The sequence below is a fragment of the Kutzneria chonburiensis genome (assembly GCF_028622115.1).
Lineage (GTDB): Bacteria > Actinomycetota > Actinomycetes > Mycobacteriales > Pseudonocardiaceae > Kutzneria > Kutzneria chonburiensis.
This window is the reverse complement of record NZ_CP097263.1, coordinates 3,583,356-3,607,208: the sequence shown is the minus strand read 5'-3', so window position 1 is coordinate 3,607,208 and position 23,853 is coordinate 3,583,356. Positions and strand designations below refer to the sequence as shown.

The following is a 23,853-nucleotide window of genomic DNA, read 5'->3' as shown; positions in this document are numbered from 1 at the left end:
GAGGACTTCCCGTACGACCCCTTGGTGAAACGGTGGAGGGAGCGACCGGGGTGCGGGTGGGACAGGCCTGTGTTGGTCGAGACGCCGAACTGGCGGTCTGTCGGCAAGCGCTTTCCGAGCTGCCGGCCGTGGTGTGCGTCGAGGCCGGGCCGCGGCTGGGGCGGACGACGCTGCTCAGGGCGTGTGTGGAGCTCGCGGCCGGGCTCGGGTTCACGGTGCTGGCTGCGCAGGGCTCCGCGGTCGAACGCGATTTCCCGTACGAGTTGGCGGCGCAGCTGTTCGAGCCGGTCGCCGGCCCGGTGGTGGACCGCATCGCCGGAGGCGACGACCCCAAGGCGGTGCAGGCCGCGCTGCGGGAGTTGTTCCGTGCGCTGCGGGACCTCGCCGCGAAGGCGCCGGTGCTGATCGCCGTGGACGATCTCGACCTCGGCGACGGCGATTCCCGCCGGCTGCTGGACTATCTGCGCCGTCGGTTGGCCGACCTGCCGGTGGCGATGATCGTGACGGCGTTGCCGGGGCGGCTGGGCGACTTTTCCCGGGACGCGCATCGGATCCCCTTGGGCCGTCTGGACGAGGCGGCAGTCCAGGCGCTGATGCCGGGTGACGTCACCCTGGTTCATCGGATGACCGGAGGACATCCGTGGCTGGTGGCCGAGCTGTTGCGGTGTGACGGGCCGTCCGTCGGCGACCTGTGCCGGGAGCCGCCGCCGGAGCTGACGGCCACGATTGCCGCGACGTTGGGGCCGGAGCTCGTGGCCGTCGGTCGGGCGGTCGAGATCCTGGGCACGGCGGACCTTTCGCTGGTGGCTTCGGTGGCCGGCGTCGACTGTGGGACAGCAAGTCGAGCACTCCTCGACTACGGCACAGTCAGTGTTCCACTGGTCGAAGTGGCATTGAGCTTGGGAACTCCGTCGGAGATGCGGCTGCGGGCGGCGCGGGCGTTGCACCGACGCCGCGCAGCGGTCGAGAACGTCGTGGATCAGTTGCTGGCGACCGATCCCATCGGCGACGAGTGGACGTGCCGGCTGCTGCGCGAGCACGCGGCCACGGCCATGAGCGACGGCGAACCGGAGCGAGCGGCGGAGTGCCTGCAACGGCTGCTCTCCGAGCCACTGTCCGATGAGGACCGCCGGTCGGTGCTGGCTCGGCTCGGTGAGGCTGAGGTGCACACCGATCCCGATGCGGCGCTGGAACATCTGACGCAAGCCGGCGGCAGCGCGACGTTGGCCTACGAGTTGGCCGAGCGTGGGCAGCTGGTCGATGCCGCCCGGGCGCTGGTCAATGTTCATGATGAGCTCGCACCGCTGTCAATTGGCGTTGAACACGCGAGTGTGGTGGAGTCGATGCCGGCCCTGCCGGAGAACCCGCGCCGGCAACGGTTCTGGCATGCGATCACGGCCGTGTCCCATGCGCTGGAAGGCGATCGGGTGCGGGCCGGCGTCGCATTGGCGCGGGCCACCGGACGGAACCTGCCCGTGACGGCCGGCTCCGACCTGGTGGATCGCCGGGCCTGGCAGCACGTCGTGACGACGCTGTCCATGATGGACGAATTCGACGAGGCCGAGCGACTGTGCGAGAACGCCATGACCGCGATCTCGGGACGGTCCCGTCCGGCGCTGACTCGACTGGCCCTCGCGCTGGGCAGCGATCTGGCGCTGCGGCGGGGAGATCTGCGTGAGGCGCGAAGATTGACGCTGCTGCAACGTGATCCGCACGTCACCGCCATCGCGCCGATGATCGGTGCTCTGATCGACGTCAACGAACCGCAGGGCGCGGCGGTGCTGTTGAGTGCCCAGGGTCTGGACGGCGAGATCCCGGGCTCGGCACGGTTCGACACCGTGTTGTTCCAGCGTGGCCGGCTTCGTGCCGCTGATGGCGACAAGATTCGTGCCGTGCACGACCTGTTGGAGTGCGGACGCCGGCTTGAGCAGCGCGGCGTCCTCAACCCTGCGGTGTGCCCGTGGCGGTCGACGGCGGCGTTGTTGTTGGCCGAGTTGGGAGACCGTGGTCGTGCACTGTCCCTTGTGGAGCGTGAGCTGCACCTTGCGCGGCGCTGGGGCTCGGCGTCGACGGTTGGTGTCGCGCTGCGCGGCGCCGGCGTGGTGACCGGCAACGCCGAGCTGCTCTCGGAGGCCGTCGACATCCTGCGGGAATCGCCGGCACGTTTGGAGTACGGGCGCGCGCTCGCCGATCGGGGCCGCTGCCTGCGCGAATCCGGCAACGAATTGGCGGCCCGTTCCGTGCTGCGTATGGCGTACGACATGGCGATGCGCTGCGGCTCGGTGACATTGATGGAGCGGGCCGGGCGCGAACTGCGGCAGGCCGGGGGACGTCGCCGATTCGCGCTGGCCGATCCGGCGCTGCTCACCGAGCGGGAGTCGTTCGTCGCGCGGCGGGCGGCGGCCGGTCGGACCAACAAGGAGATAGCCCGCGAGCTGTACGTCACCACGCGCAGCGTGGAATTCGCGCTGACCAGCGTGTACCGGAAGCTCGGCGTGTCCGGCCGGCGCGGTTTGCGGGACGCGCTTGGACCGTGACCCCGGCGCGAGTGTCCGCCGTCACATCGATGCCCGTCACGTTCTCTCGCACCGGCTCGTCAGTGAGATGACAGAGCACAAACGAAGGAGCGAGATCATGGCAGCGCGAATGACCAACCCGGCCAAGGTTCTGCCCGACACCGTCGCCGGTGTGCAGGGTCTGTTCAAGGCCATTTATCAGGGCGGCGTGCCCAAGGCGACGCTCGACCTCGTGCACCTGCGGGCCAGCCAGATCAACGGCTGCGGCTACTGCGTCGACGCCGGCGTGACCAGCGCCCAGAAGGCCGGCGAGAGCCCCGACCGCCTGCTGCGCGTCTCGGCGTGGCGGGAGAGCGACCTGTTCACCGACGCCGAGCGGGCCGCCCTCGCCCTCACCGAGGCCGCCACCCGCCTGGCCGACCAGGTCGACCCGGTGTCCGACGCCGTCTGGGACGAGGCCGCCGACCACTTCGACGAGAAGGGCCTGTCGGCGATCATCCTGATGATCGCCACCACGAACTTCTTCAACCGCATCAACGTGACGATCAAGCAGCCGGCCGGCGAGCAGTTCTGACCTTGGGGGAGGGGCCGGCCGAATCGCGCCGGCCCGATGCTTCCGGCGGGCCTGCGGGGGCATCCGGCGGAGTTGACCAGACCGTCTGGCTAGCAGTCCTGAGCTGGAGGCGGGAAGGGGGAGGGGCGTCGGCCGGGTTCGGGCCGACCCCCGTGTTTCGGGTGGGTGGCGGTTCTGGGGTAGTCGAATCGAGGCAAGAAACCTCCATCGCTCACCGGGTTCGTGCTGGGCGGATCGCGGGAATCGGCTGCACCGCACGGCGGCTTCGGGTTGCCCGGTGCTGGTCCCGCCCGCATGCTGGGCGGGACCGGGTTTTCCGCCGGCAGGGCCGGGTAGTCCAGCGGCGTTGTCGACCATGAAGTCGGGTGAGGAACGTGGGCACACCGAACCGGATCGTGATTGTGGGCGGCGGGTTCGCCGGGTTCAACGCGGCGAAGGCGCTGGTCCGGGCGGCGCCGCCGGACACGGAAGTGGTGCTGGTCAACAAGACCGACTACTTCCTGTACCTGCCGCTGCTGCCGCAGGTCTCGGCGGCGTCGCTGGATCCACGCCGGGTGGCGGTGTCGCTGACCAAAACGCTGCCGCAGGTACGGCTGGCACTGGGCACAGCGGAGAAGCTGGCGGTGGATCAACGCGAACTGACGTACACGGATCCTGAGGGTGGCTCGCATGTGCTGAGCTACGATCGGCTGCTGCTGGCGGCCGGGAGCGTGAACAAGCTGCTGCCGATCCCCGGTGTCGGTGCGCACGCGCACGGCTTCCGGGATATCGGCGAGGCGTTGTACCTGCGGGATCACGTGATCCGGCAGATCGAGCTGGCCGGTGCGACGGACGACCCGGAGGAACGACGGGCCCGCTGCACGTTTGTGGTGGTGGGGGCCGGTTATACGGGCACGGAGGTGGCAGCGCAGGGGCCGCCGTTCACGACGGCGGTGGCCGGTCGCAGCAGGGCGTTGCGGGATCAGAAGATCCGGTGGCTGCTGCTGGACATCGCGCCGAAGGTGTTGCCGGAGTTGGATCCGCGGCTGTCCAAGGCCGCGGACAAGGTGCTGCGTCGGCGGGGCGTCGAGGTGATGATGGGTACCTCGGTGGCGGAGGCGACGGCTGAGGGCGTGCGGCTGACGAACGGGGAGTTCGTGCCGACACGCACGTTGGCCTGGTGCGTCGGCGTGCGGCCGGACCCGCTGACCGAAGCGACCGGGCTGCCGACGGAGCGCGGGCGCGTCATCGTCGATGCCACACTCGCGGTGCCCGGGCATCCGGAGATCTTCGCGTGCGGGGATTGCGCGGCGGTGCCGGATCTGACCCGACCGGGCGAGCTGACGGCGATGACCGCGCAGCACGCGATGCGGTAGGGCAAGCTGGCCGGCAAGAACATCGCGGCATCGCTCGGGAACGGGCACATGGCCCAGTACAAGCATCATGACCTGGGCTTCGTGGTGGATCTCGGCGGGCTGGCCGCGGCGGCGAACCCGCTGGGCATTCCGTTGTCCGGCCTGCCAGCGGCGGCCGTGACACGCGGTTACCACCTGGCGGCGATGCCTGGCAACCGCACTCGCACGCTGATCGATTGGGGCGTCGACGCCGTGTTCGGGCGGCAGACCGTGCAACTGGGTCTGGTGCGCGGTGGTGACGTGCCGCTGGACACGGATCGGCCGTCGTAGCACGGGAACATCCGGGACGGCGTCAGCCTCGGGGCTGAAACGCCCGTCGTCTTCTGGCCCGACGATGGATGATTGCCGCCGCCGGCACCCTCCTGGGCATGTCGTTATCAGGGGTGGCGCTGGTGCTGGCGGCGGTCGCGTCGCTGACGGTCGGGGGGACGGGGCAGCCGGGGGTGACCTGGCATGGCTGCGCGCTCGGGACGGACGACGCGATCGGCCAGGAGCTCGACAGCAAGGGCGCGCAGTGCGCCGACATCACCGTGCCGATGGACTATCGGCAGCCGAACGGCCGCACCATGTCCGTGGCCATTTCCCGCATCAAGGCCAAGGATCCGGCGCATCGGCGCGGGGTGTTGCTGATGAATCCCGGTGGGCCCGGCGACAGTGGGCTGGAACTGGCCGTGCTGGGGGACTTCGCGCCGGCCTTGGGGGCGGCATACGACCTGGTCGGCTTCGATCCGCGTTTTGTCGGACGAAGCGGGCCGGTGCTGTGTCCGTGGCGGACCGTGACGTTCCAGCAGTCGGCGGGCCCGAATTTGGCCAGCTATCAGGAAAGCGTGGCGTTCGAGGCGGGCCTGGCGGCGCAGTGCGCGCGGGGGCACCGGGACGAGCTGCCGTACGCGTCGACGCGGAACGTCGCGCGGGACATGGACGCCATTCGCAAGGCGTTGGGCGAGCAGCGAATCTCGTACTACGGCAACTCGTACGGCACCTATCTGGGTTCGGTGTACCTCCAGATGTTCGGCGCCCGTGCTGATCGGTTCGTGCTGGACAGCTCGGTCGATCCCGCGTTGTTCGGGGCGGGGTTCTTCGTCACGCAGGGGCCGGCGCTGGAGGCCGCGCTGCGGCATTTCGCCGAATGGGCCGCGGGCAAACAGGGGATCGGTGACACGGCCGACGAGGTGGTGACGACCGTGCGCCGGCTGGGGCCGGTGCGGGCTGGAGGGTACACAGTGGACAGTCATGTGCTGCCTTACCTTCTGTACAACGGGATTCGCAGCGATGCCACCGACGACTACGTCGAGTTCGCGACCGAGATCCGGCAGTTGCGGGACGGCGCGCCCAAGGTGACCGATCGACTGGCTGCGGAGCTGTCCGCGATCTACATCGGCGGTGGCGAGAATGGCGCACGCTCGGGGACTGCCGTTTTCTGTGCCGACCGGGCGGTGTCGCGTGATCCGGCGACGTACTTCCGTGACATCCAGGCGCATCGGACCGATGAGCCGGTGTTCGGTTCGGTGACGCGGAACATCACACCGTGCGCTTTCTGGCCGGTGCAGCCGATCGAGCCGCTGACTGACGTCCATAATGGACTTCCGGTGCTGCTGGTCGCGGCGTCGAACGATCCGGTCGCGCCCTATCCGGGGCAGTTGGCGATGCACCGGGCGTTGACCGGGTCGCGGCTGGTGACGCAGGAAGGTGCCTATCACCACGGGGTTTTCTTGGGGAACAGCTGCATTGACGCTGCCGTGGTGGGATATCTGACCGGCCGGCCGCTGCCGAGCGTCGACGGGACCTGCTGACCGTCACGGAACCAGGACCACTTTGCCGGTGACCGTGCCCGACTCGGCCAGGCGCATCGCCTTGGCCGCGTCGGCCAGCGGAATCCGGGCCGCGACCTGCGGGCGGAGCGTGCCGTCGGCCAGCAGCGTGAAGACCTCGGTCAGGTCCTGGCGCAGGCGGGCGTGAAACTTCTCGGCATTGCGGACGCCCGTCCAGATGTTGAAGAACGAGGCGCGGCGGCGGTTCGGGAGCACGTTCCACACCAGCAGGCGGCCGAACAGCTTGAGCACCGGGAGGCGGGACGAGCCCTCCTGGTCGCGGGTCGCCGCCGTGCCGTACGAGACGAGCGCGCCGCCGGGGGCGAGCAGGCGGAACGAGTCCACGATGCCCGCGCCGCCGACGTGATCGAACACCGCGTCGACGCCGTTCGGTGCGAGTGCACGGACCTGTTCAGTCAGGTTGTCCGCGCGGTAGTCCAGCGGGATCGCGCCCAGCGCCGCGACCTTGTCGTGGTGACGCGGCGAGGCCGTGCCGATCACGCGGATCCCCGCCGCTCGGGCCAGCTGCACCAGCGTCGAGCCCACGCCGCCGTTGGCTCCGAGCACCAGGATCGTCTGGCCGGCGCGGACGCGGGCGCTGCGGTGCAGCATCTGCCAGGCCGTGATCCCGTTGACCACCACCGTTTCCGCGTCGGCGGCGTCGACCCCTTCCGGCACCGGCACGACCGTGTTCGCGTCCAGGACCATGTGCGTGGACCAGGCCCCGATCTTCGTCAGAGCTGCCACCCGCCGGCCGACCAGCGCCGGGTCCACGTCCGTGCCCGTCGCCTCCACCGTGCCGACCATGTCGTAGCCCGGCACGAACGGAAACGCCGGCTGGTCGTAGTACTTGCCCCGGCGCATCTGCTGCTCCGCGAACGACACCCCGGTGGCTTCCATGCGGACCAGCACCTGGCCCTTGCCCGGGTTCGGCACGCTGCGCTCGCGCGTCTCCAGGCCCTCCGGCTCCACCTTGCCGGGCAGCACGATCTCGGTGGCGGTGATGGACATGGTGATCTCCTTAGGTAGATGAGTGGTTGACCACTCACTGTTGTGGCGAAAAAAGGGGCGGTATGCGGGGTGCATCGGAAGGGGGTGGGTGAGGTCGGGCTTGCAGACGGCGGCGAATCAGAAGTGGCGGATGCCGGCGGACAGGGCTCGGGCCCAGGGGGCGTCGATGTGGTCGGCGTCGATGGCGACGATGAGGTGGCAGAGCAGTCCGGTGGCGAAGAACTGCTGGACCTCGGGTTCGGTGGCGCCGGAGACGCTGCGGACGTACTCGACCACCCGGGCGTAGCCGGCGCGGACGGCGTCGCGGACGGCGGGCTCGGCGACGGCGGCGGCCTGGGCGTGGAGCTGGATGAGCATGAGGTTCTTGTCCTGGATGAGCCGGGCGTACGAATCGCCCATGGCGTACAGGACGTCGAGCGGGGCGGTGCTGGTCGCGGCGGCGGCGCCGCGGGCGAGGCTGTCCCGGACCAGGTCGTACGCATGGGCGACGACGGCCAGGAACAGGGCCTCCTTGTTGGGGAACAGTCGGTACACGTACGCCTGTGAGATCCCGGCCCGGGTCGCCACCTCGGTGGTGGTGGTCCCGTAGTACCCCCGACTGGCGAAGGTGTCGACGGCGGTGCGGAGCACCGTCTCCCGTCGCTCCTCCGAGGTGGAGAGGGTTCGTGGCCGCGAGGACGTCATAGGAGTAATAAACCACTCACACTTCGGCGAGTCAACCCACTTCTTGTCACATGCGGTCCGGACGTGCCTCAGGGAGGCAAGTACGGCGCGCATGTGACATTCGGATGGGGTGCGGGGCGGGCGGGGCTAGGTGGCCGGGGTGACCGAAAACAGCTGGTTGGGGCTGCCGGAGCACTGCCACTGCTGGAGCCGGGTGCCGTCCTGGTTGGAACCGTCGGTCACGTCCAGGCAGGCGTTGCTGTGCTGGACGACGAGCTCGAACGTGCCGTTGCCCTGGTCGACGGGCTTCCACTGCTGGTTGGCCCCGCCGCCGTAAGCCCAGAGCTGCACGCGGGTGCCGTTGGCGACCGCGCCGGCCCCGCCGTCCACGTCCAAGCCGAGCGCGGGGGCGCGGCGGCTGGCGACGCGGAAGAAGCCGTTGGCGGTGGGGATGAACTGCCACTGCTGGTTGTCCTTGCCACCGCAGCTGAACAAGATCACCGGCGTGCCGTTCTTGCGGCCGCCGCCGGCGACGTCGACGCACTTGCCGGTGGCGGTGTTGGTGATCGTGTACCAGACGCCGGCCTGGATGCTGGTGGCGGCGCTCGTCGTGGTGGTCGTGGTGGTTGTCGTCGTCGTGGTGGTCGTGGGAACGATCGTCACCAGAGGCTGCGTGTTCGTGGTGGTCGGGGTGCTGGTCGCGGCGTCGGTGTGGGGACCGCCGCCGAACGCCAACAGCACGCCGGCCATGGCCGTCACGAAAACCGTGAACACGATGACGGCGCCGATGATCGTGGCGGTCCGACGCCGCGTCTCCGGGGTCTCGACGCTCGGCGGCGGGGTGCCGGGGGCCGGCGGCTCGGCGACCGTGCGAGCCACGTCGGCCTGCCGGCGGGCGATCATGTCCTGGACGGCGGGAGGCCACTGGCCGACGGGCTGCCCGATGGCCTCCAACAACTGGGCCGGCGTGGGCCGCTGGGCCGGGTTCTTGGCCAGGCAGGGCCCGACGATCCAGCGCAGCGTGTCCGGCACGGCCCCGAGGTCCGGCTCCAGCTGCATGACGTTGGCCAACGTCTGCTGCGGCGTCCCCGCCGCGAACGGGCTGCGGCCGGTCGCGGCGGTGTACAAGACCGTGCCGTACGCGAAGACGTCGCTGGCCCAGGTCGTCGGCTGCCCGGCGGCCTGCTCCGGGGCCACGAAGCCGGGCGAACCGGCCAGCCCGGGGCCGTGCGTGATGCCGAAGTCGAGCACCACGGGGCCGGACTCGGCCAGCAGCACGTTGCTCGGGTTGAGGTTGCGGTGCAGCAGGCCGGCGTCGTGGATCGCGGCCAGCCCGGCGGCCAGGCCCGCGGCCAGCCCGGGCATCGAGTCCGCCGGCAGCTTGCCGGCCTGGCGCAGCGACGGCCCGACCACGAACGGGGTCGCCAGCCACGGCACCGGGGCGTCCAGATCCCCGTCCACGATCGGGGCAGTGTGCTGGACCTTGACCTCACGGGCCGTCAGCACCTCGCGCCGGAAGCCCTCGTCCCGCACCAGCGCCGGATGGAGCAGCCGCAGCGCCACCAGCGTCCCGTCCGGGGCGACGCCCAGCAGCACCCGACCCGTTCTGCCCCGCCCCAGCAGGGCGATGCTCCGGTACTGGCCCACCGCAACCGGGTCGGACGTCCCTAACGGCCTCACGTCAGCTCCTCCGTCAACTTTCGCGGACAGAGGTTAGCGGTTGGAGCAACACCACCGGGTGAGCACGGTCCCGAATGTAACGCTCTGTGTCACTCAGCGATGGTTGAGCAATCTTGACCATCGTGGAGGGACCATGACCGAAGTGCTCGGCGACAACGCCGTCGTCGTCGCGGAACCCGTCGCGCTGACCGCGCCGGGCAGTGCCGTGGTGGCGCTCGGACCGGGCCGGACCGAGATCTGGCACGTCGGCCCGGACGGCGCGCCGACCGGGGCGTGGGCCTGTTCGTCGGCCGACCTGCTCGGTGACCCGGCACTCGCCCGCCGCGCGCTCGTCCTGCTGGAGAATCGGGCCATCACCGCCCGTGACCCCCAGGACGTGCCGGCGTTTCTGACCCTGCTGACGACCGCGGCGGGCCTCGATCTCGGGCCCTGGTGGGCCGGGCAGGTGTTCTCGCCGCTGGACAGCTTCCGGGAGACGCTGGCCCGCCGCCACGAGGTCGCCAAGCGCTGGATCCGTGACTTCGACCAGGTCCCGACCACCTTCGAGGGCCTGCGGCAGTTGTCCGGGCTGCATCCGGCCACCAGCCCGAACGCGGTGCGCGGCGCGGCGCTGACCGTGACCCGGCTGCTGCGCTGGCAGGTCGGCCTGTGGCTGGAGACCGGCGATCGAGCGCCGCTGCCACCGTCCTGGCTGGCGGCCGTGCTGACCGCCGAGGCCAGGGGGCGCTAGGCGGCCGCCGGGGGAGCGGCCGGGGTTTCCGCCGGCTCGCGCGGGGTGTGCTTGGCCAGCCAGCCGGCGACGAAGGTGAGGCCGCCGACCACGGCGCCGCTGATCACCGCGGTGGCCCAGCCGGGCACGCCGTTGGGGAACACGTACTTGGCCACCAGGTCCATCACGAAGCTGGTGACCAATGCGGTGGTGCTGGCCGCCTTCACCTTGGTCTCCACCGCGTGGAAGACGCCGACCTCGGCCTTGCGCGCCTGCCGGGAGAAGAAGCGCTTGAGATCCATCTCGGCTCCAGTGTCGTGGGTTCGCCACGATGATGATCCACCGGCCGGGGCGCGCGGTACTGCGACTGCCCGAACGGACGCGCTAAGCGACCGGTTCCGGCAGCCGCCGCACGGCGTACTGGCAGCGGATCACGTTGCCGGTAGCCGGATCGCCGAGCTCGACGCGCCAGGCGGTGGCGAACTGGTCCACGCCGGGGTGCATGGGAATGGTGCCGGACAGCAGGACGGTGCCGGGGGCGAGCAGATCGCGGGCCCGTAGCGCGTCGAGCCAGTACTGTGGGGTGAGGAGTTCGGCGAGGGTGCCGCGCTGGATCTCGACCCAGCTTTCCCCGTCACAGACCCACGCCGTGAGGGTCAGGGTGTCGATGCGGTCGGCCACCTCGGACAGCCGCCACGCCTGCCGGCCGACGATGTCCGGCGCGGCCTGCTTGCTCCACGCGACGCCGTGCACCTCGAGATCGCGGTCGGTGTGGTCGCAGGCGACGGTCAGCAGGACGTCGTCATGGGTGACGATCATGGCCCACTCGGCCTCGCCGGAAGTGTGCCCGTGCTGCGCCGGCACGTCGTCGGCCTGGCTGACCAGATACGGCGCGATGGGGTAGAGGCACGGCGTGGTGGTCGGCGCCGGCACGCCCAGCGCGGCCAGTTCGGCGACGTGCGCGGCGACGTCGTCCTGGCTGCGCCCGGCGTAGCCGCCGTTCAGCGCGGACCGCACCCGCACGGTAACTTTCTGGCCGTCGACCAGCTCGAACGTCAGCTCGCTCACGGTGTCTCCCTTGCGCATGCAACGTGTATACATAGAATATGCCACATGGCTGACACCGCTGTTGACCGCAAGGCCCTGTGGCGGGCCTTCGCCGCGAGCCTGTCCGGGACCTCCCTGGAGTGGTACGACTTCGCGGCCTACTCGGTCGCCGCGGCCACCATCTTCGGCACCCTGTTCTTCCCCGGCGGCGACCCGCTGACCGCGACCATGCTGGCCTTCTCCACCTACGCCGTCGGCTACGTGGCACGCCCGGTCGGTGGCCTGATCTTCGGCCGGCTCGGCGACGTGATCGGCCGGAAACGGGTACTGGTCAGCACTTTGCTGCTCACCGGGTTCGCGACCGTCCTCATCGGAGTGTTGCCGACCTACGCCGACATCGGCGGCACGGCGGCGATCCTGTTGGTGTGCCTGCGTTTCGCGCAGGGCGTCGGCATCGGCGGCGAGTGGGGCGGCGCGGTGCTGCTGTCCAGCGAGTTCGGCGAGCCGGAGCGACGCGGGTTCTGGGCCTCGGCCGCCCAGGTCGGGCCGCCGGTCGGAAACCTGTTGGCCAACGGGGTATTGGCGTTGCTCGGCATCGCGTTGACCGAGCAGCAGTTCCAGTCCTGGGGCTGGCGGGTCGCGTTCCTGTTGTCCGCCTTGCTGATCGCGTTCGGGCTGTGGATCCGTGTGCGCCTTGAGGAGACGCCGATCTTCCGCGAGCTGGCTGAGCGCGACGAACGCCCGAGCGCGCCGGTCTCGGAGCTGTTCCGGACCGAGTGGCGCGGCCTGCTGGCCGCGGTGTTCGCCCGCGTCTGCCCGGACGTGCACTATGCGCTGTTCACGGTGTTCGTGCTGACCTACATCCAGCAGCTCGGCATGCCCCGGGCGGTCGGCATGGCCGCCGTGCTGGTCGGTTCCGCCTTGCAGGTCATCGCGATCCCGGCCTTCGGCGCGCTGTCCGACCGCATCAACCGGCGCAAGGTGTACCTGGTCGCCGCCATCGCCGCCGCGGTCTGGCCGCTGGTGTTCTTCCCTGCGGTGGCGGGGAAATCCGTGCTGTGGGTGTTCGTCGGCGTGATCATCGCGCTGGTGATCCACTCCGCCATGTACGGACCGCAGGGCGCCTTCGTCGCGGAGCAGTTCTCGGTGCGGCTGCGCTACACCGGCAGCTCGCTGGCCTACACCCTGGCCGGAGTCATCGGCGGCGCGCTGGCCCCGCTGCTGTTCACGGCTTTGTTGGCCTGGACCGGAAGTTGGCCGGCGCTGGCCCTGTACGTCGCGGTCACGGCGGTGGTCACGATCATCGGCCTGGCCATCGGCCGCGATCCGTTACCCGAGACGTAATCGCCACACCGCGCCTCCCCCGGCAGGATTGGTCTCGTCAACGAGAGCAAGGGGGACAAGATGCCTTACGTGAACGGGCTTTTCTACCGCGACTGGGGCACCGGCCGGCCGGTGGTGTTCGTGACCAGCTGGGCGCTGAGCAGCATCATGTGGCAGTACCAGATGCAGCACCTGGCCGACAACGGCTTCCGCGCGATCGGCTACGACCGGCGCGGTCACGGCCGCTCGGACGATCCCGGCACCGGCTACGACTTCGACACGCTGGCCGACGACCTGGCCGGGCTGCTGGAGCACCTCGACCTGACCGACGTCACGCTGGTCGCGCACTCAATGGGCGGCGGCGAGGTCGTGCGCTACCTGACCCGGCACGGCGAGGACCGGGTGGCGAAGATCGTGCTGGTCGGCTCGACGGTGCCGTGCCTGCGGCAGCTGCCCGACAATCCGAACGGCGTCCCGATCGAGGCGAGCGACCAGCTCTTGGCCCGGCTGCGCACCGACTTCGGCGGCTGGATCGACGAGAACGCGGCGCCGTTCTTCGGCGATGGCCTGCCCGGCTGCGAGTTGCCGCAGGCGACGAAGGATTGGACGGTCCGGGACTGCATGAGCGTCACCCTGAACGCGGCACTCGCCTGCACGGCGGCGAACGTGGCCGCCGACTTCCGACCGGAGCTGGCCAAGATCACGGTGCCGGCGCTGGTCGTGCACGGTGATCACGACGCCTCGGCGCCGCTGGACCTGTGCGGCCGGGTGACCGCCGAGCTGATCGCCGGGGCCGAGCTGAAGGTGTACACCGACGCCGCGCACGCGCTGTACCTCACGCACGTCGAGCGGCTGAACGCCGACCTGCTGGAATTCGCGCAAAAATAAAGACGGGGATGCTCCCCGCCACTATCAACATATAGCGCATGGGGGTCTTGCCGCAAGACCCCCGTTTGCCGCAGAATCGCCACCTCGATCTGCGGAAATGGGGGAGTGCCACGTGCGTGTGGTGGTGACGGGATTCGACTCGCGGGGTGGCGTCGAGCCGTTGGTGGCATTGGCGGTGCGGCTGCGGGAACGCGGCGCGGAGGTGACGGTGTGCCTTCCGCCCGATGAGGAGTTCGAGCGGCGGCTGACCGGGGCGGGCGTGCGGATGGTGCCGTTCGGGGCGCCGGTGCGGCCGCTGGCCACGAAGCCGGGGCCGCCCGACCTGCCGCGCCGGGCGGCGGAGGTGATCGCCGGCCAGCGTGAGGTGCTGGGCAAGCTCGAGGCCGATGTGCTGGTGGCGACCGGGGTGATGCCGGCCTGCGCCGGGGCGCGGACGATCGCCGAAGAGCTCGGCGCTCGGTACGTCTACGCGACGTTCCAGCAGCTCACGCTGCCGTCGCCGGATCACCCGCCGATCGCCTACCCGGGCCGGCCGTTCCCGGAGAACGCGGACGTCGAGCAGCTGTGGGACTGGGACCGCGACAGCATCAATCTGCTGTTCCGTGACGTCGTCAACGCCGATCGGCGGGGCCAGGGCCTGCCGCCGATCGACGACGTCCGCGACTACGTGATAACGCCTCAACCGTTACTTGCGGCCGATCCGGTGCTCAGCCCGTGGCGCGAGGCGGAGTTGCGGGTCGTGCAGACCGGGGCGTGGCTGCTGCCGGACGAGCGCCCGCTGCCGGCGGACCTGCTGGCCTTCCTCGACGCCGGTGAGCCGCCGGTCTACGTGGGTTTCGGCAGCATGCCGATGCACGACACGGATCCTGAGCAGGTGGTCGAGGCCGTCCGTCGACACGGCCGTCGCATGGTGCTGTCTCGCGGCTGGGCCGATCTGACGTCGGTCGGCGACGACTGCTTCGTCACGGGCGAGGCCAACCACCAGGCGCTGTTCCGCCGATGCGCCGCCGTGGTGCACCACGGCGGCGCGGGCACGACCGTGACGGCGGCGTGGTCCGGCGCGCCGCAGGTAGTCGTGCCGCAGGGCGCGGACCAGCCCTACTGGGCGCAGCGGGTGGCGGAGTTGGGGATCGGGGCGGCCCACGCCGGCCCGGTGCCGACCGCCGAATCCCTGTCGGCGGCGCTGGGCATCGCCCTCGATCGCGCCGACCAAGCCAAGAGTGTCGCGGCGACGATTTCGACCGATGGCGCAGCTCGGGCCGCGAAAATGCTTGCCCCTTGACAAGACAGGGACAATAAAAAATCGACGTGCCCGCATGAGGATGTGCGGAACTCGTCGACTGTAGTTTCAGTTTAGGCACTGTGAGGGGCTTGTGTCAACTCAGGGGTACGAGGACGAATTGCGGTCCGAACGGGAGTACGTGGCCGAGCTCTACGCGCGCCTGGACGCCGAGCGCGCGCGGGTGAAGGCCAGGCACAAGGCGGCGCTGCTGGGGACCGGCGGCACCGCGCTGGAGCGGGACGACGAGGTGCGGGCGCTGGGCCGCGAGGCCAAGCGCCTGGCCGTGGCCGACAACGGGCTGTGCTTCGGCCGGCTCGACACCGTGCGGGACGAGCGCCTCTACATCGGGCGCATCGGCCTGTTCGACGAGGAGGACGACTACAAGCCGGTGCTGCTGGACTGGCGGGCCCCGGCGTCACGGCCGTTCTACGTGGCCACCGGCGCCAACCCGGAGGGCATGCGCCGGCGCCGGCAGTTCCACACCCGCGGCCGGGTGATCGTCGAGTACACCGACGAGGACCTCGGCCGTCCCGGCGACGACGCGCAGGGCGACGCGGCCCTGCTGGCCGCGGTCAACGCCCCGCGCGGCGAGGGCATGCGGGACATCGTCGCGACCATCCAGTCCGAGCAGGACGAGATCATCCGCCTCGACCAGCCGGGGGTGCTGGTGATCGAGGGCGGCCCCGGCACCGGCAAGACGGTGGTGGCGCTGCACCGCGTGGCCTACCTGCTGTACACGCAGCGGGAGCGGATGGAGCGGCACGGCGTGCTGGTCGTCGGCCCCAATCCGGCGTTCCTCAACCACATCAGCCGGGTGCTGCCCTCGCTCGGCGAGTCGGACGTGGTCTTCATGACGCCCGGCGACTACGTGCCGGGCCTGCACGTGACGGCCGAGGACACGCCGGAAGCCGCGCGGCTCAAGGGTTCCCGCACGATCGTGGACGTGCTCAAGGCGGCCATCGCCGACCGGCAGCAGCTGCCCGACGAGCCGATCCCGATCGAGCTGTCCGGCCTCACGCTGCGCATCGACGCGTCGGTCGCGGAGTGGGCCGTCGAGGAGGCGCGGGCCAGCGACCTGCCGCACAACGAGGCCCGTGACGTCTTCACCGACATCATCACCTACGTGCTGACCGAGCGGGCCATCGGCCGGCTCACCAAGGGCTGGCTGACCCGCAACGACAAGGAGGAGTGGGAGAGCCAGCGGGCGCACCTGGTCAAGCAGCTCGCCGAGAACGACCGGTTCACCGAGGCGATCAACGAGCTCTGGCCGCTGCTGACCCCGCAGACCCTGCTGGGACCGCTGCTGGAGTCCAAGGCGCGGCTCGGCCGGGCCGGCGCGGACCCGGCGCTGTACCGGGCCAGGGGCGACGCGTGGACGGTGTCGGACGTGCCGCTGCTGGACGAGCTGGTCGACCTGCTCGGCCGGGACAAGACCGCCGACCGGCTCGCCGCGGCGGCCGAGGCCAGGGCGCGCCGCGAGGCGGCCGAGTACGCCGAGGGCGTCATGGGCATGCTGGAGCTGGACCGGGAGGAGATCTCCGAGGACTTCACGCTGCTGGCCAAGGACGTCGTCAACGCCATGTCGCTGGCCGAGCGCCAGGACGAGGTGGACACCCGCGACCTGGCCGAGCGGGCCGCCGCCGACCGCGACTGGACCTACCGGCACGTGGTGGTCGACGAGGCCCAGGAACTGTCCGAAATGGACTGGCGGGTGCTGATGCGGCGCTGCCCCAACCGGTCCTTCACCATCGTCGGCGATCTCGCGCAGCGCCGCTCGGTGTACGGGGCGCGGTCGTGGCAGGAGATGCTGGCGCCGTACGCGGCCGACCGCTGGATCTACCGGTCGCTGACCGTCAACTACCGCACGCCGGCCGAGATCATGGCGGTGGCGGCGTCGGTGCTGGCCGAGTTCGCCCCCGGCACGCAGCCGCCGGACTCGGTTCGCGCTTCCGGCGTGGCGCCATGGTCGCGCAAGGTCACTGCGGACGAACTTCCCGACGCGATCGAGGAGTTCGTGCGTGCGGAGGCCGGCCGTGAGGGCACGAGCGTCGTGATCGGGCCGCCCGGCACGCCGGGCACGGTGCCGGCGTCGGAGACCAAGGGCCTGGAGTTCGACGCGGTGCTGGTGGTGGATCCGGACAAGATCCTGGCCGACGGGCCGCGTGGGGCGGCCGAGCTGTACGTGGCGCTGACCCGGGCCACGCAGCGACTGGGGGTGCTGCACCAGGGGCCGCTGCCGACGGCGCTCGCTGGTCTCACTGAAAGGTAGGGCCAGGAGGGAGGGGAGTCAGACGGGCTCGGCGCACAGATTCGCCGAGCCCATCTTCCCCTCTTCGATATTGCTCCCCGCGGACAGCTCCTCGCCCCGGTGTCCCCCGCAAGCGGTTCCCCGTCCGGCATCAACGATGCGCCATACTCCGTGCAAATGGTGTCGGGTGAACACCCCACATGGGGATCGGTCGAGGGGCAGCTGACGCGCGCCGCGCTGCGCATCCTGGCGGTGGCGCGGCTGGTGGTCGCCCTGGTCGGGGGCCTGCTGGGCGTCATGTCGGCGCCGGCCGGCCACGAGCTGCGCACGACGGTGATCGTCATCACCGTCTCCGCCTGGAGTGTGCTCTACGCGAGGCTGCTGTGGCGAGACCCGCCACCCGGATTGGCGTGGGCCGACGTCGCGGTGCTCAGCGTCGTCAGCCTGCTCCAGCCGTGGACGGTGCCGCCGCTGTCGGTCGGCAACGGCCAGGGCTGGGTGATCACCCTCGTGTCGGTCGCCGTCGTGTTCCACCAGTGGCACACCAGGCCGGTGTCGGGCATCGTGTCGGCGCTGGTGGCGACGGCGGCGTTCCTGGTCGGGGCGTGGTGGACGGCGCCGGAGCTGTGGATCGGGGCGGCGGCGATCGGGGCCTGGACGCCCGTGCAGGCGGTGTTGTCCCGTGTTCTCAACACGTTGCTCGTGCAGGCGGCACGGGCGGCCGACGCGCAGGAAGACCGGGCGCAGGCGGCGAAACGCGAGGCGGCGGTGGCGGAAGCCGTCCGGGCCGACGAACGCGCGCACGCCGCGATGCTGCACGACACCGCGGCGACGACGTTGCTGATGGTGGGGCTGGGCGAGGTCGGGTCGAGCCGGCAGTGGGTCCGTGAGCAGGCACGACGTGATCTTTTGGCGCTGGCCGGCGAAACCTCGGTGGCCGAAGGGGATGCGCTGCCGGCATTGTTGGAGGTGATCCACGCCAGCCGGGTCGCCGTCGACCTGACCGCGCCGGACGTCCTGGCGTTGCGACCGGAGGTGGCGACGGCGGTGCGCGGGGCGTTGCGGGAGGCGCTGAACAACGTCGCCCGGCACTCGGGGGAGACGTCGGCTGTGGTGATCATCACCGCCGAATCGGTGGTGATCAGCGATCGTGGCAAGGGATTCCGGCCCGAGAGCGTGCCAGAACGTCGTCGCGGCGTGGCCAACTCCATCGTCGACCGGCTGGCCGCGGCCGGCGGCCGGGCCGCGATCACCTCCGCGCCGGGCGAGGGCACCACCGTGCGGCTGGAGTGGGACCGTGATTGAGACCATGGCCCGGCTGCGAGGACGGCTCAGGATCGCCATCCTCATCGTCGCCACCGCCGACCTGGCCGCGTTGGACCTGCCGGCGCTGATCACCCACCTGGACGTGTACCTGGTCGCCTGGCCGGTCGTCGCCGGCTATCTCACGTTGATCGGGCTGCTGGCCGTCGAAGGCGTGCTGATCGTGCGCGGCCGGTCGTGGGGTCGCTGGCGGTGGCCGGCGCTCGGCCTGACGCTGGCGGTGTCGGTGCTGGTCAACGCCCTGATTCCGGTGATCGAAGTGCCGGGATATGCGAACTGGCCGATCGACGGTGTCGGCTGGGTCGCCGTGGTGCTGCTGTTCGACCAGCACCTCGGCGTGCTGCTGGGTGTGCTGGCGGCACACTTCGCGACCAATTTCGTGCACCTCGCGCTGGGCGGCGAGCTGGCGCCGCTGGTGCTGATCAACGTCGGCACGGACATCGTGACGATCGGCGCGTTCCAGGTCACCGCCGGCGCCTCGACCTGGATGGTCCGCTACGCCGCGCGGACCGCTGCTCGTGCGGCCGCGGCCGAGGCGGAGGTACGGGCGACCGAGGCGATCGCGACGCGGGTGCACGAGGACCGGCAACGGCGTACACAGGAACTGGAGGCCGAGGTCCGGCCGCTGCTCACCGGACTGGCCGACGGCAGCTACGACCCGGCCGACGACCAGACCCGGCGCGACTGCGCCATCGCCGCCGCCCGCATGCGGCGGCTGTTCGCCGAAGGGGACGACGTCGACGACCGACTGCTGCACGAGGTCAAGGCCTGCGTGGACATCGCCGAGCGGCGAGGGGTGCTGGTCGACCTGGCGACCCAGGGCAGTTGGCCCGGCCTGCCGCGCGAGGTGCGGCGGGGGCTGACCGAGGCGCCGGTGCGGGTACTGAGCACTGCACGGAACTGGGCGCGCGTTACGGTTCTGGGCACGGATTCGGGTGTTTCGGTCAGCGTGGTCGCCGATGGTGGTGCGGCGGGCACTTTCCCACTGGCCGACGGCGCTGTCACGATCACCACCGTCGAGGACGAGGACCGCCTGTGGGTGAAAGCGACGTGGCAGAGCTGATCACCGCCGTGATCGTCGACGATCATCCGGCGATCGCCGCCGGCGTGCGGGCGTGGTGCGCCGCCGCCCTGCCGCCGGTCGAGCTGATCGACGCCGAGGGCCGGATCGCCCGGGCCTGGACCGAGCCCGGCGCGTCGGCCCAGGTGGTGATCTTCGACCTCCAGCTCAACGGGCCGCCCGCGTTCCGTGAGCTGGAGCGGCTGGTCGACGCCGGCCGGCAGGTGATCGTCTACTCCGGGCGCTCCGACCGCGACACCGTGCTCACCTGCCTCGACCTGGGCGTGTTCACCTATCTCACCAAGGCCGAGGGGCCCGACCACCTGATCCCGGCCATCCGGGCCGCCGCCGCCGACCTGCCCTACACCTCGCCGTCGCTGGGCGGCGTGATGAGCACCGACCGCCGCCCCAGCCGGCCGCAGCTGTCCGAGCGGGAGATGGAGACGCTGGTCGCGTGGTTCGAGTCCGACTCCAAACGCCTGGTCGCCGGCAAACTCGGGGTGTCGATCAAGACCGTGGAGACCTACATCGACCGGGTGCGGATCAAGTACGCCAACACCGGCCGGCCGGCACGGACCAAGGCGGCGCTGGTGGAGCGGGCGATCCAGGACGGGCTGATCGCGATGGAGGATCTCACCGGCTGAAGCCACCATCGCGACGGTAGTGGCATGGGGATCCGCGCTGCTGAGCGAAAAGGCTGGTCAGCGGGGTGGGGGTGGGGGAGGGCCCCCGAATCCAGAGTGTAGCCGGTGAAGCTGGCAGTCTGGGCCGGTCGGTGTGGGCGGGCGTCAGCGGGAGGCCTTGGCCCGCTTGCGGGCCGTGACGCGCGGGAGACAGGCCTTGGCCACCTTGGTGAACGGCAGGCCGTCGGCCAGCTCATCGGGCGCGCTCAGCCGCCACGCCTCGTACACCAGCTCGGCCAGCTCGTCGGGCTCCACGCCGTCCAGGTAGACCACGACCCAGCCGAAGCCGCCCGAGGTGAACTGCTCCTCGAACACGTCCGGCCGCTCGGACACCAGGGCCTGCTGCTCGGTGATCGTCTGCTTGAGGCCGACGGTCTCGGTCCGCGGCCAGTAGTAGCCGAACCGCTTGCCGCGCACGCTGAACGACGTCCAGTCGTGCGCCGGGGAGCTCGCGACCTCGTCGAGCGCGTCCAGGATGCGGTGGAACACGGCGCTGCTGGTTGGCATGCGGGCAAGTCTACGGAGCGGGTCCGACAGTTCGGCTGCCCTTGTGGGCAACTGCCGGTGATGGAGCGCGTGCGGTGCGTAAGGTGAAGGGTTCCAGAGTCGCATTCGTTGGGGGACAACATCATGTCGACTTCGACCGCCGCGGTGTTCGCGCGGCTCAGCGATCCACGGCCGCCGACCGACACGCCCGTCCTGTTCGCCCGGGCGGTGGTGCTGGGCGGCAGTGTGGCCGGGCTGACGGCGGCCCGCGTGCTGGCCGACCACGCCGACGAAGTGATCATCGTCGAGCGGGACGACCCGGGCACGAGCACCGCGCCGCGGCCCGGGGTGCCGCAGGGCAGCCAGGTGCACGCGCTGCTGCCCAGCGGCCTCATCCAGCTGGAGCGCTGGTTCCCCGGCTTCACCGACGCAGCCGTCGCCGCCGGCGGGCGGCGGCTGCTGCCGACCGGGCTGCGCCGCTACATCGACGACTTCCCCCGGGCGAGCGATGCTCAGGAAACAATGCTCAGCGCCAGCCGGCCCTTCATCGAGGCCCGGATCCGACATCACGTGCTGGCCCTGCCCAACGTGAAAGCCATCGTCGGACGGGCGACCGGCGTCGAGTTCACCGGCGACGCCGCCACCGGCGTCCGGGTCGAGGCCGACGGCGCCGAGACCGTGGAGCGGGCGGACTTCGTCGTCGACGCCATGGGCCGCTCCAGCCGGCTCGGCGACTGGCTGGAGAAAGCCGGCTGGCAGCGGCCGCCGATGCAGCGGATGACCGTGGACCTCAACTACGCCAGTGCCGTCTTCCGCCGTACCGACGAACCCGACTACACGTTCGTGCTCAACGGTTACACGCCGCAGGTGTCGTCCACCAACGCCGGCGCATCGGTCAGCCAGATCGAGGGCGACCGCTGGCTCGTGCTCGTCGCCGGCTACGCCGACCACCGGCCCGGGCAGACCATCGACGACCTGATCCGCGTCTGCCGCGACGACCTCACGCCCGAGTACACCCATGCCGTCTCGGGCGACGTCGTCGAGGACGTGCGGACCTACCGGCATCCCGACAGCCGCCGCCGGGACTACGTCCGGCTCAAGCGCCTGCCCGCACGGCTCATCGCCGTCGGCGACGCCGTCGCGTCCTTCAATCCCATCTACGGGCAGGGCATGGCCGCCGGCATCCTGCACGCCTCCTGCCTGTCGGACTTCCTGCGCTCACGTCCGGACCTGACCCGGCCGGCACGGGGATTCTTCGCCCGGCAGAAGGTTTTCGTCGACGCCGCCTGGTCGCTGTCCACCGCGGCCGACCTCCAGCTGCCGCACGTCACCGGGCCGTATCCGCGCTTCTACCGGATCCGCCAGTGGCTGAGCAACCAGGTCGCGATGGCCACCGCGCACGACCACGACCTGAACCGGCTGTTCGACGAGGTCACCTTCCTGCTCCGGCATCCCCGCGCGCTGACAAGGCCGAGTGTGCGCATCAGGGCGATCCTGCTCAACCGCCGAGCCGGAACTCGCGCAGGGCGTTGGTTCGGCCGATCTTGAGCCGGTCGGTCTCGCTGATCGACGCGGCGTCGAACCAGTGCGCGGCATGGTCGACGTTCTCGAACGGCCAGTCGGTGGAGAACAGGATCCGGTCCGAGCCGAGGGACATGATGGCCGACAACAGGGCCTGCGTGGTGAAGTTGCCGGAGGTGGTGATCAGGAAGTTGCGCAGGATGTAGTCGGCCACCGGCCGCCGCGCCCGGTAGCCCGAGGCCCGCTGCCCGTGCCAGGCGTTGTGGTTGTCCAGGCGCCACAAGCCGTACGGCAGGTTCTCGCCGAGGTGCCCGAGCACGATCCGCACGCCCGGATGGGCGTCGAACAGGCCGGATCCGATGAGCCGCAAGGCATGCACGGCCGTCTCGTGGCCGAACGCCCAGGCCGGGCCGAGCAGCCAGTCGTGGTCCCCGTACACCCGGGCGTCCTGCCGCAGCGGGTTGCGTGGGTGCAGGTAGAACGGCACCTCCAGCCGCTCGACCTCGGCCCAGAACGGGCGGTGGTCCTCGGTGTCGTAATGGCTGGTCGTGCCGTTCTCGTCGAGCTCGGAGAAGCCGTTCACCAGCGCGCCGACGAAACCGAGCTCGACCACCGCCCGCCGCAGCTCCTCGGCCGCCGCCTCGGGATGCTGCATGGGCAGCGCCGCGAAGCCGCGGAACCGGTCCGGCCGCTTGGCGATCTCCTCGGCCAGGAAGTCGTTGGCCCGGCGGGCCAGGTCGACCGCCTTGGCCGCGTGGGGAATCGCCTGCACGGCCGGGGAGTTGAGCGATAGCAGCATCAGTTCGACGCCGTTGGCGTCCATCTCCCGCACCCGCCGGTCGACGATGTCCAGCAGCCGGGACCGCAGCTCCGGCCAGGACGCCGCCGGCGCGTACGGCTGTGAGTCGCCGATGGTCTCCTCGGTCGCGAAGTGCTCTTCGAGCGCGATCTTCCCCAGCACGGTTCTTCTCCTCTTTAGCGCGTCAACGGTTCAGCCGGAAACCCGGTCGGCGATGGCCTGGCGCCGGACCCGGCCGGGGTTGTAGAGGGCGGCGATGTGCGCGCCGAAGATGAGGTGCCACAGCCACACCGCGAACGGGAACTGCCAGCCGTGGCCGAACGAGAAGAGGCCGAAACCCTTGCCCGGCGCGTACACGAACGGCACCAGCAGCGTGATCGCGATCAGCGCCAGGATCGTGCAGAACAGCTGCGCCTTCAGGAAGTTGCCGGCCTCGGTGTCGCGGAACGGCAGCCGCGGGTGGGCCAGGAAGGCGAACACCATGGTGAAGGCGATGCCGTCGAGGTAGTGCATGAACTGCCCGACCGCGTACGAGGCGGCCGTGCCCTCGGGCGTGTTCGGCGCGGCGACGATGCCGTTGTGCAGCGGCCACGGCAGTTCCGGCAGCCCGATCGCCGGCATGAAGTAGCCCAGCGTGGTCGCCATCTGGGTGGCGACGAAGCCGACGACCAGCACCGATGCCACCGGATGCCGGGCGCACCAGCGGAACCACACCCGGTCCGCCCGGATCTCCGGTAACGGGTCGGCGTGCACCTCGACGACGCTCGTGGACATGACCGTTCCTCCCGCCGTTGGGATTCACTAATGTGGAGCGAGCTTACGAGTAGTGAATGCC

Annotated in this window: 20 protein-coding genes and 1 pseudogene; 13 read left to right on the top strand and 8 right to left on the bottom strand. The window is 70.6% G+C overall.

Annotated features, from left to right (window positions below; translation table 11 throughout):
- Positions 1 to 50 precede the first annotated feature (50 nt).
- The 4 genes and pseudogenes from M3Q35_RS16085 (at position 51) to M3Q35_RS16070 (ending at position 6,277) form a co-directional block, all read left to right on the top strand.
- Entirely contained in the window at positions 51 to 2,537 is a 2,487-nt protein-coding gene (locus M3Q35_RS16085; protein WP_273942597.1) for a helix-turn-helix transcriptional regulator, read from the top strand.
- 97 nt (positions 2,538 to 2,634) lie between these two features.
- Positions 2,635 to 3,090, top strand: a complete 456-nt coding sequence (locus tag M3Q35_RS16080; protein WP_273942596.1) for a carboxymuconolactone decarboxylase family protein — start codon at positions 2,635 to 2,637, stop codon at positions 3,088 to 3,090.
- Between the two features lie 374 nt (positions 3,091 to 3,464).
- Positions 3,465 to 4,754: pseudogene (locus tag M3Q35_RS16075) on the top strand (NAD(P)/FAD-dependent oxidoreductase).
- Between the two features lie 98 nt (positions 4,755 to 4,852).
- Entirely contained in the window at positions 4,853 to 6,277 is a 1,425-nt protein-coding gene (locus tag M3Q35_RS16070; protein WP_273942595.1) for an alpha/beta hydrolase, read from the top strand.
- A gap of 3 nt (positions 6,278 to 6,280) precedes the next feature.
- Here M3Q35_RS16070 and M3Q35_RS16065 read toward each other — a convergent pair whose 3' ends face one another.
- From M3Q35_RS16065 to M3Q35_RS16055, 3 genes are all read right to left on the bottom strand, one after another.
- Entirely contained in the window at positions 6,281 to 7,306 is a 1,026-nt protein-coding gene (locus M3Q35_RS16065) for a medium chain dehydrogenase/reductase family protein (RefSeq protein WP_273942594.1), read from the bottom strand.
- A gap of 117 nt (positions 7,307 to 7,423) precedes the next feature.
- Positions 7,424 to 7,936: a TetR/AcrR family transcriptional regulator gene (locus tag M3Q35_RS16060; protein WP_273942593.1), complete on the bottom strand. Its 513-nt coding sequence runs from the start codon at positions 7,934 to 7,936 to the stop codon at positions 7,424 to 7,426.
- A gap of 180 nt (positions 7,937 to 8,116) precedes the next feature.
- Positions 8,117 to 9,649, bottom strand: coding sequence for a serine/threonine protein kinase (locus tag M3Q35_RS16055; protein ID WP_273942592.1), 1,533 nt, complete (start codon positions 9,647 to 9,649; stop codon positions 8,117 to 8,119).
- Positions 9,650 to 9,782: 133 nt separating this feature from the next.
- Here M3Q35_RS16055 and M3Q35_RS16050 point away from each other — a divergent pair, with 133 nt between their 5' ends.
- Positions 9,783 to 10,379, top strand: coding sequence for a DUF6218 family protein (locus tag M3Q35_RS16050; RefSeq protein ID WP_273942591.1), 597 nt, complete (start codon positions 9,783 to 9,785; stop codon positions 10,377 to 10,379).
- Here M3Q35_RS16050 and M3Q35_RS16045 read toward each other — a convergent pair.
- Together M3Q35_RS16045 and M3Q35_RS16040 are read right to left on the bottom strand one after the other, a co-directional pair.
- On the bottom strand, positions 10,376 to 10,660 hold the full coding sequence (locus M3Q35_RS16045; protein ID WP_273942590.1) for a hypothetical protein: 285 nt from the start codon (positions 10,658 to 10,660) through the stop codon (positions 10,376 to 10,378). The genes M3Q35_RS16050 and M3Q35_RS16045 overlap by 4 nt on opposite strands.
- Before the next feature lie 82 nt (positions 10,661 to 10,742).
- Positions 10,743 to 11,426, bottom strand: a complete 684-nt coding sequence (locus M3Q35_RS16040; protein ID WP_273942589.1) for a DUF2848 domain-containing protein — start codon at positions 11,424 to 11,426, stop codon at positions 10,743 to 10,745.
- Between the two features lie 45 nt (positions 11,427 to 11,471).
- Between M3Q35_RS16040 and M3Q35_RS16035 the strand changes: the two genes are divergently transcribed.
- From M3Q35_RS16035 to M3Q35_RS16005, 7 genes are all read left to right on the top strand, one after another.
- The gene (locus M3Q35_RS16035; protein WP_273942588.1) at positions 11,472 to 12,749 is read left to right on the top strand and encodes an MFS transporter; all 1,278 of its coding nucleotides are present in this window, start codon (positions 11,472 to 11,474) and stop codon (positions 12,747 to 12,749) included.
- Positions 12,750 to 12,809: 60 nt separating this feature from the next.
- Positions 12,810 to 13,616: an alpha/beta fold hydrolase gene (locus M3Q35_RS16030; protein ID WP_273942587.1), complete on the top strand. Its 807-nt coding sequence runs from the start codon at positions 12,810 to 12,812 to the stop codon at positions 13,614 to 13,616.
- 112 nt (positions 13,617 to 13,728) lie between these two features.
- Entirely contained in the window at positions 13,729 to 14,898 is a 1,170-nt protein-coding gene (locus M3Q35_RS16025) for a glycosyltransferase (RefSeq protein ID WP_273942586.1), read from the top strand.
- A 91-nt stretch (positions 14,899 to 14,989) separates the two neighbouring features.
- Positions 14,990 to 17,167, top strand: a complete 2,178-nt coding sequence (gene helR, locus M3Q35_RS16020) for an RNA polymerase recycling motor ATPase HelR (RefSeq protein ID WP_273942585.1) — start codon at positions 14,990 to 14,992, stop codon at positions 17,165 to 17,167.
- A gap of 156 nt (positions 17,168 to 17,323) precedes the next feature.
- Positions 17,324 to 18,451: a sensor histidine kinase gene (locus tag M3Q35_RS16015; protein ID WP_273942584.1), complete on the top strand. Its 1,128-nt coding sequence runs from the start codon at positions 17,324 to 17,326 to the stop codon at positions 18,449 to 18,451.
- Positions 18,444 to 19,532, top strand: a complete 1,089-nt coding sequence (locus M3Q35_RS16010; protein WP_273942583.1) for a hypothetical protein — start codon at positions 18,444 to 18,446, stop codon at positions 19,530 to 19,532. The genes M3Q35_RS16015 and M3Q35_RS16010 overlap by 8 nt, the downstream gene beginning before the upstream one ends.
- Complete coding sequence (locus M3Q35_RS16005) at positions 19,520 to 20,173, top strand: response regulator transcription factor (RefSeq protein WP_273942581.1); 654 nt, start codon at positions 19,520 to 19,522, stop codon at positions 20,171 to 20,173. Before M3Q35_RS16010 ends, M3Q35_RS16005 begins: the two co-directional genes overlap by 13 nt.
- Positions 20,174 to 20,317: 144 nt before the next feature.
- Here the strand turns inward: M3Q35_RS16005 and M3Q35_RS16000 are convergent, their stop codons facing one another.
- Complete coding sequence (locus tag M3Q35_RS16000) at positions 20,318 to 20,719, bottom strand: MmcQ/YjbR family DNA-binding protein (protein ID WP_273942580.1); 402 nt, start codon at positions 20,717 to 20,719, stop codon at positions 20,318 to 20,320.
- 123 nt (positions 20,720 to 20,842) lie between these two features.
- Here M3Q35_RS16000 and M3Q35_RS15995 point away from each other — a divergent pair, with 123 nt between their 5' ends.
- Positions 20,843 to 22,246: an FAD-dependent oxidoreductase gene (locus M3Q35_RS15995; protein ID WP_273942579.1), complete on the top strand. Its 1,404-nt coding sequence runs from the start codon at positions 20,843 to 20,845 to the stop codon at positions 22,244 to 22,246.
- Here M3Q35_RS15995 and M3Q35_RS15990 read toward each other — a convergent pair.
- Positions 22,197 to 23,180 (bottom strand): amidohydrolase family protein, encoded by a 984-nt coding sequence (locus M3Q35_RS15990; protein ID WP_273942578.1) that lies wholly within the window; start codon positions 23,178 to 23,180, stop codon positions 22,197 to 22,199. The genes M3Q35_RS15995 and M3Q35_RS15990 overlap by 50 nt on opposite strands.
- 30 nt (positions 23,181 to 23,210) lie before the next feature.
- Positions 23,211 to 23,792: a hypothetical protein gene (locus tag M3Q35_RS15985; protein ID WP_273942577.1), complete on the bottom strand. Its 582-nt coding sequence runs from the start codon at positions 23,790 to 23,792 to the stop codon at positions 23,211 to 23,213.
- Positions 23,793 to 23,853 lie beyond the last annotated feature (61 nt).